Annotated in this window: 12 protein-coding genes; 4 read left to right on the top strand and 8 right to left on the bottom strand. The window is 54.7% G+C overall.

All coding sequences use genetic code 11. The features are described 5' to 3' along the window. Window positions 1-2: 2 nt before the first annotated feature. The 4 genes from M1D91_RS13085 to M1D91_RS13100 are packed head-to-tail and all read right to left on the bottom strand — an operon-like array spanning window position 3 to window position 3,646. On the bottom strand, window positions 3-1,238 hold the full coding sequence (locus tag M1D91_RS13085; RefSeq protein ID WP_437431551.1) for a DotU family type VI secretion system protein: 1,236 nt from the start codon (window positions 1,236-1,238) through the stop codon (window positions 3-5). An 11-nt stretch (window positions 1,239-1,249) separates the two neighbouring features. After that, a complete protein-coding gene (gene tssK / locus M1D91_RS13090) occupies window positions 1,250-2,596 on the bottom strand; it encodes a type VI secretion system baseplate subunit TssK (RefSeq protein ID WP_437431552.1) in 1,347 nt (448 codons plus the stop codon). Between the two features lie 24 nt (window positions 2,597-2,620). Beyond that, the gene (tssJ, locus tag M1D91_RS13095; protein WP_437431553.1) at window positions 2,621-3,127 is read right to left on the bottom strand and encodes a type VI secretion system lipoprotein TssJ; all 507 of its coding nucleotides are present in this window, start codon (window positions 3,125-3,127) and stop codon (window positions 2,621-2,623) included. A 24-nt stretch (window positions 3,128-3,151) separates the two neighbouring features. Further along, the gene (locus M1D91_RS13100; protein ID WP_437431554.1) at window positions 3,152-3,646 is read right to left on the bottom strand and encodes an SH3 domain-containing protein; all 495 of its coding nucleotides are present in this window, start codon (window positions 3,644-3,646) and stop codon (window positions 3,152-3,154) included. Window positions 3,647-4,721: 1,075 nt separating this feature from the next. Here M1D91_RS13100 and M1D91_RS13105 point away from each other — a divergent pair. Beyond that, window positions 4,722-6,419 carry an alpha,alpha-trehalase gene (locus tag M1D91_RS13105; RefSeq protein ID WP_437431555.1) on the top strand — a complete coding sequence of 566 codons (1,698 nt, stop codon included), beginning with the start codon at window positions 4,722-4,724 and terminating at the stop codon, window positions 6,417-6,419. A gap of 66 nt (window positions 6,420-6,485) precedes the next feature. On the opposite strand, the gene M1D91_RS13110 is transcribed toward M1D91_RS13105, so the two are convergent. Next, a complete protein-coding gene (locus M1D91_RS13110) occupies window positions 6,486-6,740 on the bottom strand; it encodes a GlsB/YeaQ/YmgE family stress response membrane protein (protein ID WP_437431556.1) in 255 nt (84 codons plus the stop codon). 210 nt (window positions 6,741-6,950) lie between these two features. Between M1D91_RS13110 and ycgR the strand changes: the two genes are divergently transcribed. Continuing rightward, window positions 6,951-7,682: a flagellar brake protein YcgR gene (gene ycgR, locus M1D91_RS13115; RefSeq protein WP_437431557.1), complete on the top strand. Its 732-nt coding sequence runs from the start codon at window positions 6,951-6,953 to the stop codon at window positions 7,680-7,682. On the opposite strand, the gene emtA is transcribed toward ycgR, so the two are convergent. Then, window positions 7,683-8,294: a membrane-bound lytic murein transglycosylase EmtA gene (gene emtA, locus M1D91_RS13120; protein ID WP_437431558.1), complete on the bottom strand. Its 612-nt coding sequence runs from the start codon at window positions 8,292-8,294 to the stop codon at window positions 7,683-7,685. A 98-nt stretch (window positions 8,295-8,392) separates the two neighbouring features. Here emtA and ldcA point away from each other — a divergent pair, with 98 nt between their 5' ends. Together ldcA and M1D91_RS13130 are read left to right on the top strand one after the other, a co-directional pair. After that, complete coding sequence (ldcA, locus tag M1D91_RS13125; RefSeq protein ID WP_437431559.1) at window positions 8,393-9,304, top strand: muramoyltetrapeptide carboxypeptidase; 912 nt, start codon at window positions 8,393-8,395, stop codon at window positions 9,302-9,304. 132 nt (window positions 9,305-9,436) lie between these two features. Continuing rightward, entirely contained in the window at window positions 9,437-11,170 is a 1,734-nt protein-coding gene (locus M1D91_RS13130; RefSeq protein WP_437431560.1) for a potassium/proton antiporter, read from the top strand. A 15-nt stretch (window positions 11,171-11,185) separates the two neighbouring features. On the opposite strand, the gene dadX is transcribed toward M1D91_RS13130, so the two are convergent. Next, entirely contained in the window at window positions 11,186-12,256 is a 1,071-nt protein-coding gene (gene dadX / locus M1D91_RS13135; RefSeq protein WP_437431561.1) for a catabolic alanine racemase DadX, read from the bottom strand. 14 nt (window positions 12,257-12,270) lie between these two features. Then, window positions 12,271-13,569 carry a D-amino acid dehydrogenase gene (locus M1D91_RS13140; protein WP_437431562.1) on the bottom strand — a complete coding sequence of 433 codons (1,299 nt, stop codon included), beginning with the start codon at window positions 13,567-13,569 and terminating at the stop codon, window positions 12,271-12,273. Between the last annotated feature and the right edge of the window lie 72 nt (window positions 13,570-13,641).

A 13,641-nucleotide genomic window follows, 5' to 3' on the forward strand; every position in this document is an offset into this window, starting at 1 on the left:
CCTTAGTTTCCTTGTGGCAGTCCGTTCAGTTCAGCGGCCGTATTTTCCGGGGAGACCAGTAGCGTCACCTCCACCCGGCGGTTGCGGGCGCGATTTTCTGCCGAGTTATTCGGCGCGATGGGGTTCATCTCCCCTCGCCCTTCGGCTTTAACCCGCCCCGGCTGGCTTAGCTGTTTTTCCAGAAGCGACTGCACCGAGCGGGCACGCTCAAGGGACAGTTCATAATTGGAGGCAAAGCGTGCGCTGCGAATAGGCACGTTGTCGCTGTAACCAACGACCAGAATTTTTCCGCTGACGTTATTCATCGCCTGCGCCACACGGGCTATCACCGGCTCGTAAGAGTCACGCGCCACCGTGGAGCCGGAGGCAAACAGACCATCGCCTTTTAACGTCACTACGCTTCTGTCCGCACCATCCCGCACCGCAACCAGTCCTGCATCGATTTCCGGTTTGAGGAAGGCACGCAGGTTAAGCACCGGTGGCAAGGCGGGTGCCGGTTGTGCGATGGCGGCTTCCGGTAGCGTAGTCTGATAAATCTTCGCCAGTACCGGATTGGTGCCATCGCCCAGACGCCAGTTAAGGCCAATGAAGAATAAGCAGGCGATAAAACCCGCCAGCGCCACGCAGGCCCAGAGAGGGATAACCGGACGCCAGAGTTTGCGCAGAACAGGCCGGTCTTCAGGATGCGGTGAGAGCGGTGGCGGGTAACTCCCGCGCACGCCCCGGATCATCTGCCAGAGGCGCTGTTTGATGGTGTCCAGTTGGGTACGCCCGTTATCCATGACCCGGTAACGTCCTTCGAAGCCGAGTAACAGGCAGTAATTAATTAACTCCAGCAGAACCACATGTTCGCGCGGGTTTTGTGACAGTCGAGCCAGTAGCTGAAAGAATTTTTCGCCGCCCCAGGTTTCGTTATGAAAGGTGACCAGAAGACCACTTCCGGACCAGACACCACGGCTTCCCCAGGGGGTCAGCGCCGCCGCTTCATCCAGCGCTGTGCATAAACAGTAGCGGGCACCCACAATCACCTCATAGGCCAGGCCGGACTGTTGGCAGCGCACTTCGAAACGGCGAATTTCATCAATCAACTGCTGTCGTAACCCGGCCTGATCCTCATGTGACACCGAGTGGCGAATCTGGGGGATTGCGTTCAGCAACGGGTTTGCAGCAACCACCAGCGGGTTATTACCACTCGCGGCTGCGGTGGCGTCACTGCCATTGAACGTCTGTTCCTGCATGTCTGCGCTCGCTATTGATCACGTTGTTGCCGGATGGCCCAAAACTCCATGTCCAGCCCCGGGAATTCACCGGCCAGGTGCAGAGCAAACGCACCGGACTTTTCCATTTCGCTCCACAACTCTCCGCCCTTTTCCAGCTCGAAATAGTTGTACCCGGCGTGCCAGGGGATCTGGGGCGGCGCGACGGACATCGCACGCAGTACCATACCTGGCAGTTGCAGCTGTACCAGATCGCGGATTTTGGTCACCGGGGCGACTTTCATCTGCGCCGGGAAATGAACCTGTAGCACCTCGCCTGGTACATTGGCTTTTACCGCCAGCACGAAGCCAAACTCTCGCGCCATGCTGGTGCTTGGTAACGTTGCCACGTTCAGGCCGTGGGTACGCTCCGTTAGCGGAATCTGGATAGCATGTTCTTCCATCACCAGCGACAATCCCTGTCGCAGCATCAAGACCAGTTCATCAAAACAGACGGCGAGATTGTCATGATCATAAATCGGTAAGATCTCCTGAGGCGCGCGCGCTGAGGTCCAGGTGGCGAGCTCAGTGGCAAAGGCCAGCCACTCACGCCAGAGGTCTTCGGGGTGCAGCAGCGGCAGGGTTTTCAGGTGAGAAATGAGTCCGATATGGTGGTTGACCAGCGCCAGAAGCGTAAACTCCACCATTTCAGAGGTGTTAAAGCGGCCCGGCTGACGTAGGCGTTGGGCAAGTTGCTGGCTACGCTGGGTCAGGAGGCTTTGCAGGTCGTTCATCATCGCGTAGAGCAATGGGTTATTGGTGGCATTAAGCATGGGCGGAATGTAGCTGCTGTCGTGCCGGATATGGTTGTCGCTGCGTTTTTCCAGCACCTGCACGACGCCCATCGCTGTCCATTCAGCACTGAGATCTTTTTCCAGCATCAGTTTCAGTCGCAGACGGCCGAACTGCAGAGCCGCCGGGCCCACCGATAACGCATTGTCATCATCCACTTCGGTTTCAAAAGTGACATAGCGCGCCAGCGAGTCTTTCTCCTCGCTGAAAATAACTTCGTCGCGGCCACCGCGTCGGGCCGGCAACGCCAGTACCACACGTGCATTGCTGAGGTTGTCTGGAATTAACAGTGGCGTTGGTGCACTACGGGCATCGCGGAACGAAAAAAACGTGCCATCCGGTAACAGTCCGCTGGCATAGCTCAGTGCGATACAGCCCTGACGAAGCATCGCCTCATCGAGTTCAACATCGAGAAATCCCCAAAGAAAGGGACGCTGTAGCGATCCCCACTCCCGGATGTGATGTTCTAGATGACTTTCCGCACGCTGGAAGTGATGAGGGCGCAGAAACATACCTTCGGTCCATACGACCTTTTCTGCCTTGTTCATTCTGATTTCCTGTTGAGACTGGCGCTATCGTGAAACGGCACGAACACCGGTTGCGTCAAGGACAATGTCGGCTTCCAGTGAATCCGCTGACGTTGTCCAGAAGGCATAAAATGGCGTTTCGCCCTGCACCGGGATGGGGACCGAGATCCGCCATTTTTTGCCGTCAAGCGACTGATATTCCGCCATGATGCCCACATAACGCGCCTCAGGCGGCGTCTGGCCTTTCAGCACCTTAGAGAGCTGTCCGGGCATCAGGAAAAATTCATCGCTATTAAGCACATTTGCCCCGAGGGCACTGTCAGCATTGTTTTGTAGCGACCAGAAATCCGCCGACATGAAGCTGGCGTCAGATTTCAACAGCAGGACCCTGACCTTCAGCGGCGCAGACGCATTTACCTGCGGGTTCGCCTGAAAGCGGAGGGTGTAATTGCCAGGTACGCTATGTGGAGTCGATTCACAACCGCTGACCAGGGCGGTCAGCGCAAGGAGAAACGCCAGAAAAATCTGGCGTGTTTGCCCGGTAATGTTCATTTTTGCATCACCTGTCAGGACGAATTAGTCGATTATCCAGGTGCCTGAAGATTTATTTTTACAGGCTTTGCTGCTGCCATCGACGTTAACGCAGGTCTGCTTTTGCCGGGGCTTCAGGCGCGGGGTCTGTTTACGCACCGTCTCTTCATACAGTTCACTTTTCACCACGGCACGCATAGGCACATATCCAATCAGCTCCTCCTGCCCCTCTTCTGCCAGCGCCATCCAGAAGTGTTCAACCTGCCCCAGTACAACATAGGTTTTGCCATTTTCCAGCTGGCGTACCAGTTTGCCGCCGTAGTCTGGCTGGCTCATCAAGGATGCGGGGTACAATGCCCGATAATTTTCATTAATCGGCTGGAACGTTTTCGGCGGCTGAATGGCATACCGGTGCGTCAGGGTGACGCCGTTGACCTCGCTGGTTACGATGGTGTCATCCGTTGGGGCGGGCGGCGGCGGCGCTTTACAGGCAGAAAGTGTAAAGACAAAAAGCAGCGCTAATACATTTCGCATTTTCATAACGGTAATTTTCCATTGCAAATATATTACTGTGGCGATCTGGAACCTTTCGGAAAGAATGATTTGAATCTTTCAAAATCACCCCGTTCATTTTCCTGCTGTATCCCGGATTAATTTATTTTGGGCATAGCTACCGCACGAACCCAGGCGCAAACCAGGCACTATTCATGACGTCACTAATATCCGGCGAGGCGTAATCTTACAGATTGAGCAATTCAATTCAATATGATCTCCGACCACTTGAAAAATGAATATTCAATTTTTCTGTAAATTAAGATAAATCTCAAGAAATAATTTCATTTAAGGTCAATCCCTTATGAATTGCCTTAAACAAGCGTTACTTTCACTTAACTAAATCACCCACTTGGTTGAATTTAAACATTTTTATTTGACCCCTATGGGGATAGCATCTTTCACACCAATAGAGATAAGATTAATCTTAAAAGGGCATATTTTTGATAATACCCCTAAATATTAGTAGCATCAAAACCGTAATAGTATAAGGGGTATTATTACAAAGGTGATTATTCAGCAGAGGAAAAATCTAACCCATTAAATATACCCGTTATTCATTACGAATATTCCCGCCCTTTCATATGAAAATAAAGTCACCGCGTTAAAACCTTATTTAATCACCGCTTAAATCTATGTTTGCCGCACGACAACATGTAGCCCTGCTTACGGCTCATCAATAACCATTAACGGAATCAATTCAGCAAATTTGACCTGTATCAATTATTCCGTCCGGTTATTAATAAAAGAAATTGATCATATCGATCATTTTTATTTCATTAATGAGTAAATTCTTACGCTGACATTATTCAGCTTTAATATTTGCCGCCTTCGACATAAGAAAAAAAGATGAAGGTAGGTGCGATGTCGCGCGCATGCTTTGTCGGCCAGCAGGGGCCAGGAAAAGGGGCTCTCCAACGTGTCAGGTAAGCAGGGCAAGGTTAAATTGTCTGTAAGCACGCAAAATGCCACATCCGGCACGCTACGCTGCTCATATTCGACTAAGGTTTTCACTAGGTTGGCTACAGCGGCCCCGCATTTTACCCGCAAAGGAGAATCGTTAATGACAAGACCTGATCTGCGCCGTCAGCGCACCCTGTATCTTGCAATGCACATCGCGTTGGGTGGTGCGTTGCTCTCATTTCTCCCCTCGGCCTTTGCGGCTGATCCACAAAACGCGAAGCCGTCGCCGGATGTGCTCCTTGGGCCACTTTTCAGTGATGTGCAAAGTGCCAAGTTGTTCCCCGATCAGAAAACCTTTGCCGACGCTGTACCGAAAAGTGACCCGCTGATGATCCTTGCGGATTACCGGATGCAGAAGAACCAGACCAGCTTTGACCTGCGCCATTTTGTGGACGTCAATTTTGATTTGCCAAAAGCAGGCGAAAAGTACGTCCCCCCGGAGGGAGAAAACCTGCGTGAACATATTGATGGGTTGTGGACGGTTCTGACGCGCACAACCGACCATGCCAGCAAGTGGGATTCATTACTCCCCCTGCCTAAACCTTATGTCGTGCCGGGTGGCCGGTTCCGCGAGGTTTATTACTGGGACAGTTACTTCACCATGCTGGGGCTGGCTGAAAGCGGCCACTGGGACAAAATTGAAGACATGGTGGCCAACTTCGGTTATGAGATCGACAGCTGGGGTCATATTCCCAATGGTAACCGCAGCTACTATCTGAGCCGTTCACAACCGCCATTCTTTGCCTTTATGGTCGAGTTGCTGGCAAGCCACGGTGGGGACGATGTGCTTAAAACCTGGCTGCCACAGATGGAAAAAGAGTACCAGTACTGGATGGACGGCGCTGATACGCTGCAGAACGGACAAGCAAACAAGCGTGTGGTGAAACTGGATGACGGTTCAGTGCTGAACCGTTACTGGGATGATAAAGACACCCCCCGCCCGGAGTCCTGGCTTGATGATGTGACGACGGCAAAAAACAACCCGAATCGTCCGGCGACAGAGATTTACCGCGATCTGCGCTCAGCGGCTGCTTCTGGCTGGGACTTCAGCTCCCGCTGGATGGATGATCCCAATCAACTGGGGACAATTCGTACCACCAGCATTGTGCCGGTCGACCTTAATGCGCTGATGTTCAAGATGGAGAAAATGATAGCCCGTGCCAGCCAGGCCGCCGGTGACAGCGCAAAAGCCAGCAAGTTTGAAGCGCTTGCCAGCGCCCGCCAGAAGGGTATGGAAGCCAATCTCTGGAATGATAAAGAGGGCTGGTATGCCGATTACGATTTGAAAACCAAAAAAGTGCGTAATCAGTTGACCGCTGCGGCTCTCTTCCCGCTCTATGTCAACGCGGCCGCCAAAGACCGCGCTGATAAGGTCGCCAGCGCCACGCAGTCGCGCCTGCTGAAGCAGGGCGGATTAGCCACTACTACTGTTAACAGCGGGCAGCAGTGGGATGCGCCAAACGGCTGGGCCCCGCTGCAATGGGTTGCTACCGCCGGGCTTCAGAATTACAACCATAAGAAACTGGCAATGGATGTCACCTGGCGCTTCCTCTCCAACGTTCAGCACACCTATGACCGGGAGAAGAAGCTGGTGGAGAAATATGATGTCAGCACCACCGGCACCGGCGGTGGCGGCGGCGAATATCCCCTCCAGGATGGCTTTGGCTGGTCAAACGGCGTCACCCTTATGATGCTGGATTTAGTCTGTCCTAAGGAAAACCCCTGCGACAGCCTGCCAGCCACCCAACCGGTGGTCGATACGCCACCTGCGCCTGCGGCAAAACAGGTCGCGCAGTAAAAACAAAACCCGGCGGAGTATGCTCTGCCGGGTTTATTCATAGACGGGTTTAAAGGGGAAAACAGGTTAATCCCTGCGGATCATCCGGAATACCGCCAGCACCACTATCGCACCGACGACGGCAACGGCGAAGCTACGGATATCAAAGCCGGTGATGTCCCCACCCATACCAAACATGGTGGCAAGCCAGCCGCCGACGACTGCGCCGACAATCCCAAGAATACAGGTCAGAATAAAGCCACCACCATCCCGTCCTGGCATAATGAATTTAGCTATAATCCCTGCGATGAGTCCAAAAATAATCCACGCGATGATGCTCATGTTGCTTTCTCCTGCTCAAACGTCATACCGCTGCGCCGTCCACCATGGCGACGCGCTGCGTAAAGTATAGGTGATAGTGTGAAAACTGATTTGTTCTCACGGACTTAATCGAAACTTTTGTGAAAATAATTTCGCTTTTGTCTGAAGTAATTTCGGCAATTGCCGATAGACAATTCATACGGTCTGTCAGTTACCAAGGAGCCTTTAGGCGTGAGTAAGTACAGTGAGCAGTTCCTGAAAAATAGCCCCTTAGCGGTGCTTGGCGTGATTCGCGACCTGCAGAAAAATGATGTTCCGGTCAGAATTACCTGGGCGAGTGGTCAGTTCATCAGCAAAATTCTCGAGGTTACGCCGGAAATGCTGGTGATGGACTTTGGGAGCCAGGAGTTTGAGAATACCGCCGTACAGCGTGCCGGAAAGGTGACCATCACTGCCGAAACGCAGGGGGCAAAAGTGGAATTTACCCTGTCCAGACTCGAAAGCGGCAACTGGCAGTCCCTGCCAGCCTTCATCTCTCCACTTCCCGAAACCCTCTTTTTTATTCAGCGTCGCGAATATTTCCGCATTAATGCCCCGCTGCATCCGGCCTATTTCTGCAAAGCCGTCATGCCAAACAAGTCTGAACTGCGTTTTCGCCTTTTCGACCTCTCCCTTGGCGGTATGGGGGCGCTGCTGGATAGCGCACTGCCGGAAGGATTACAGGCTGGCATGCGTTTTTCACAGGTAGAGTTAGATATGGCGTCCTGGGGGCAGTTCTATTTTGACGCCCAGCTGATTTCCATTGGTGAGCGTAAAGTAGTGGACGGCAAGAACGAGACGATTACGACGCCACGCCTGAGCTTTCGTTTTCTGAACGTAAGCCCTGGCGTGGAGCGCGAACTCCAGCGCATCATTTTCTCACTGGAGCGCGAGGCGCGCGAACGCGCCAGCCGGGTGCGATAATTACATCGCATCCATCGCTTTTTGTACTTTCCAGATATAGCGCGGCGCCTGAGGCGCCGGGTGGTTCTCCACGATATGGTCGAAGAAGTCGTCCGCGCTCAGGTCGTTGATTTCACGAATCGCTTTCTTCCTGTCGGACGAGAAGGTGCGTAACAGCGCACCTGCACCGTTGACATAGGAGACCACCAGCGCGTATTGCATCACCTGCGGATCGCGGATACCCGCAAGCGGCCCGTGCTCCAGAATGCTCAGGTAGGCAGCCCCCATAGAAATATTGCGCTCCGGGTTTTTTAACTCACTGGTGGTGGGTTCCCCTTTCCATCCCATGCGCTGATAGACTTCACGCCCGGCGGTGGAAGCTTTTAACTGCATCAGCCCTACCGCATTTGATTTACTCACAAGCGTTGGATTCCCCCCCGATTCGACAGCAATCATCGCGGTGATTAAGCGTGGACTGACGCCCCAGGCGGCCCCTGCTTTTTCACTGATGGGTAGCCACTGCATGGCCCGTTTAACCGGCACCTTCGGATCCCAGTCCGGATTACGGTAATCGTGCTTTGAACTACAGCCCGCCAGCAAAACCACTAAAAAAGCAAACCATCTAAATTTCACACGTTATCCTTCTTGAGTGAATACATCGCTATGGATGACAACGAACAGGGTAAGCGGCATGATAACGATTTCCGATCAGATGTCAGCAAGGAATTGCCATGTCCAGGTTTCATTTAATCGCGCCGTCCGGCTATTGCATTAATCAGGCCGCTGCGGCGCTGGGAGTTCAACGTCTGGAGGCAATGGGTCACCAGGTGGATAACCGTCAGGTGATCGCCCGTCGGGATACCCGTTTCGCCGGCAGCGACCCGGAACGCCTTGAGGATCTGAATACGCTTGCGGGCTTAGAGGGGGACAATCTTATCGTGCTGCCCGTGCGCGGTGGCTATGGCGCCAGTCGCCTGCTGGACAAGGTGGACTGGCCGGCGCTGATTGCGCGCCAGCAACAGCAGCCGCTGCTGATTTGTGGTCATAGCGATTTTACCGTTTTTCAGTCAGGACTACTGGCTCTTGGAAAGGTCATTACCTTCAGTGGCCCGATGCTGGCCGCCAATTTCGGCGCCCCCACCCTCGACGATTTCACACTGGATCATTTCTGGCGCGCGTTAAGCAACCCGACGCTGGTGGTGGAATGGGAGGGAGACGGGCCGCGTTGTAAAACCGACGGGACGCTGTGGGGAGGCAATCTGGCGATGCTGACCTCGCTACTGGGCACCCCCTGGTTTCCGGCCATTGATGACGGCATTCTTGTTGTGGAAGACATTAATGAGCATCCCTTCCGTGTCGAACGCATGGTCATGCAGTTACTGCATGCCGGTGTACTGGCACGTCAGAAGGCACTGATTCTGGGTAGTTTCAGTGGCGTCAGACCGAATGAGTACGATGCAGACTACACTTTACTGACGATGGTGGACTACCTGAGAAGCCGACTGACTATTCCGGTGATTACCGGGCTGGCATTCGGACACGAGCAGCAGACCGTCACCCTGCCTTTGGGCGCCCACGCGGTATTGCACCATGAGGCGACATCAACGCTGACAATCACCGGTCATCCTGTGCTGTCTGCATAAAAATATTATTCATTCGGCTTATTAATTCATTTTTTCTGCCGTTAATATAAAGAGGTTTTCAACCCCGTGCCCTTGCAGGCTGCCGGTGCGCGGGTCTTTTGGTGGAGCGACGTCGAGAGGAGAAGCACGACATTGGACGCTGAGGCAGTAATTAGTCTGTTTATTTTGGGTTCTGTCCTTGTAACCTGCAGTATTTTATTAAGTTCTTTTTCGTCCCGTCTCGGTATTCCTATCCTGGTTATCTTTCTTGCCATTGGTATGCTGGCTGGTATTGATGGTATTGGTGGTATCCCGTTCGACAACTATCCGATTGCCTATATGATCAGTAACCTGGCGCTGGCGGTGATCCTCCTCGACGGCGGGATGCGAACCCAGGCCAGCTCCTTTCGCGTGGCGCTGGGACCAGCGCTGTCGCTGGCGACTGTGGGGGTACTTATCACGTCGGGTTTAACCGGCATGATGGCCGCGTGGTTGTTTCATCTGGATCTGATTGAAGGGCTGCTCATCGGGGCAATCGTCGGGTCAACGGATGCCGCAGCCGTCTTTTCGCTGCTGGGCGGTAAAGGGCTCAACGAACGTGTGGGCTCAACGCTGGAGATAGAATCCGGCAGTAACGATCCGATGGCGGTATTTTTAACCATCACCCTGATTGAGATGATTCAGCAGCACAATCTGGGCCTGAGCTGGATGTTCGCGGTACATATTGTGCAGGATTTTGGCCTGGGTATTTTACTGGGGCTTGGCGGCGGCTATTTTTTACTGCAAATGATAAACCGGATCGACCTCCCGGCCGGACTCTATCCTTTACTGGCCCTGAGTGGCGGCATTCTGGTGTTTGCGGTGACCACTGCCATTCACGGTAGCGGTATTCTCGCAGTCTACCTCTGTGGTTTTGTGCTGGGTAACCGCCCGATCCGCAACCGCTATGCGGTTCAGCAGAACTTTGACGGCCTGGCCTGGCTTGCACAAATCGGTATGTTCCTGGTGCTTGGGCTGCTGGTGACGCCGTCCGATCTGTTGCCTATTGCCGTGCCTGCGCTGATCCTTTCCGCATGGATGATCTTTGTGGCCCGTCCGCTGTCTGTCTTTGCCGGACTGCTGCCGTTTCGCGGTTTCACGCTACGCGAACGGGTATTCATAAGCTGGGTGGGGTTACGCGGCGCGGTGCCCATCATTCTGGCGGTTTTCCCGATGATGGCAGGGCTGGATAATGCCCGTCTGTTTTTCAACCTGGCCTTCTTCGTGGTGCTTATCTCGCTCTTATTCCAGGGGACATCGCTCTCGTGGGCTGCCAGAAAAGCCAGGGTCGTGGTGCCACCTGTTGGCATGCCGGTTTCGCGGCTTGGCCTGGATATCCACCCTGAGAACCCGTGGGAACAATTTGTCTATCAACTGAGTGCTGACAAATGGTGTGTGGGTGCCGCCCTGCGTGATCTGCATATGCCTGCTGAAACGCGCATTGCAGCGCTGTTTCGCGATAATACCCTGCTCCACCCGACCGGCAGCACCCGGCTGCGTGAAGGGGATGTGCTCTGCGTAATCGGTCGGGAAAAGGATCTGCCGGCTCTTGGCAAACTGTTCAGCCAGACGCCTCCTGTCGCCCTTGACCAGCGCTTTTTCGGCGATTTTATTCTGGAAGCCAGCGCGAAATTTGCCGACGTTGCCCTGATTTATGGTCTGGAAGACGGGCTGGAGTACCGTGACAAGCAGCAAACGCTCGGAGAAATTGTGCAGCAACTGTTGGGTGCCGCTCCCGTGGTTGGCGATCAGGTCGAGTTCGCGGGTATGGTCTGGACGGTTGCGGAAAAAGCGGAAAACGCGGTTCTCAAGGTAGGGGTTCGCGTGGCAGAAGAGGAGGCGGAGTAACCGCCCCGGCCTGAGTTACACCGTCACTACTGGCACGCGTGGGGCAAGCGCGCACATAAGCTCATAGCCCACCGTGCCAGCGGCAGACGCCACTTCGTCTATCTTCACCTCCCTCCCCCACAATTCGACCGGCGTGCCAATGCCTGCCTGCGGGCAAGGGGTAAGATCCACCGTAAGCATGTCCATCGAAATGGCCCCCAGGGTCACAGAGCGAATGCCGTCAACCATTACCGGCGTTCCATTTGGCGCAAGTCGTGGGTAACCATCCGCATAGCCGCATGCCACCACCCCGATGCGTTGCTCCCTGCTCGCCCGGTAACGACTGCCGTAGCCGACGCCATCCCCCGCCTGAAGGGTTTGCACGGCGATAATCTGGCTGGTGAGGGACATTACCGGGCGGATACCGCTGTCAGCCACATCCTGCCACTGCCCCGATGGCGACGCGCCGTAAAGCACAATGCCCGGACGCACCCAGTCAGCATGCACCTCCGGGTGCCAGAGCGTGGCGGCCGAGTTGGAAAACGAGCAGGTGCACGCCAGCCCATCGGTGGCGCGCGCTATCCGCTCGCTCGCCTCAGTGATGCCTTCCGGCAATTCGGCGCTGGCGAAATGGGCCATCAGGGTCATCTCACCGACGTTTTTCATTTCACGAAGCTGACGCCAGATGCTTTGCACCCGCTCAGGCTGGAAACCGAGCCGGTTCATGCCGCTGTTCATTTTGAGGTAGACATCCAGCGGCGCATGGAGCTGCGCGTCCTGCAGAACTTTCAACTGCCAGTTGCTGTGGACGCTGGTTGTCAGACGGTACTTGTCAAACAGGGGCAACTCATCGGCATGAAAGAAGCCTTCCAGCATCAGAATGGGGCCTTTCCACCCGCGCTCGCGCAGCAGGATGGCCTCCTCAAGGTTGAGAAGCGCAAACCCGTCCGTGCCCTCAAGCGCACGCCAGACCCGGTCAATACCGTGACCATAAGCATTAGCTTTTACCACCGACCAGACACGCGAGGCGGGTGCGGCACGGCGAACGACCTGGAGATTGTGGCGCAGCGCGCGCAAATCGATCGTGGCCTGAACAGGACGTGACATTCTCTCTCCTTGCGTTAGTTATGCGCGCCATGCAGTTGCTGATGACGGCCTGGCATAAACCCTGGTTGATATCTCGCTACGCTTAAATCTTCCCAGGGGATAGCCGGGGTCTGCCCTGAAATCAAATCGCTAAGCAACTGACCAGAGCCACAGGCCATCGTCCAGCCGAGCGTACCGTGACCGGTATTGAGCCACAGGTTTTTGAAGGGTGAACGCCCGACAATGGGTGTGCCGTCTGGCGTCATCGGGCGCAGCCCCGTCCAGAAGGAGGCCTGTTCGATATGCCCGCCGTGCGGGAAAAGATCCTTGACCACCATTTCAAGCGTGGCACGCCGGGGCTCGCGTAACAGGGTATTAAACCCAACGATTTCGGCCATGCCCCCTACCCGAATACGTTTATCGAAGCGGGTAATAGCAATTTTGTACGTCTCATCGAGAATAGTAGAAACGGGCGCGCCCGCCTCATCCGCAATAGGTATGGTCAGGGAATAACCCTTAAGGGGATAGACGGGAATATCGACGATACCTTTCAACATGGAGGTGGAGTACGAGCCGAAGGCCATCACATAAGCATCCGCTTTAACTATCTCGTCACCACACTTGACTCCATAAATTTGCCCGCTTTCATACAGCAGCCGATCCACCGGCGTTGAGAAGCGGAAGATAACCCCCTGCTGTGCGGCCATGTCGGCAAGGTTGCGGGTGAAGAGCTGGCAGTCACCGGTCTCATCATTGGGCAGACGCAGCCCGCCGCTGAGTTTATGCGCCACGGAGGCCAGCGCCGGTTCGACCTCCGCCAGGCGGGACGCTTCCAGCAACTGGTAGGGAACACCCGCATCTTTGAGCACGGTAATATCTCGGCTGGCGTTGTCATACTGCTCGGCAGTGCGAAAGAGCTGTAACGTGCCGCCCTGCCGCCCCTCATACTGAACGGCGGTTTCGTCGCGCAATCGCTTCAGGCAGTCGCGGCTGTACTCCGCCAGTCGGACCATCCGGCCTTTGTTTTCCATATAGTGGCGGGTGTCGCAGTTGCGCAGCATCTGCCACATCCATTTGAGCTGGAAAGGGGTGCCATCAAGGCTTATGGCCAGAGGTGCATGGCGCTGAAACATCCATTTGATGGCTTTTAAAGGCACACCGGGTGCAGCCCAGGGTGCCGCATAGCCGGGGGAAATCTGGCCGGCGTTGGCCGCACTGGTTTGCAGCGCGGGCCCGGGTTCTCTGTCGATTACTGTCACCTCATGACCTGCCTGGCGTAAATACCACGCGCTGGTGACCCCCACTACGCCTCCTCCCAGTACCACAACTCGCATAGCCTGCTCCCATGAGTAAAGCACAATCATCTGATTACAAATTGATAACCCAGATGAAAATGTTATTCAACA

The organism is Enterobacter sp. SA197 (genome assembly GCF_054131575.1).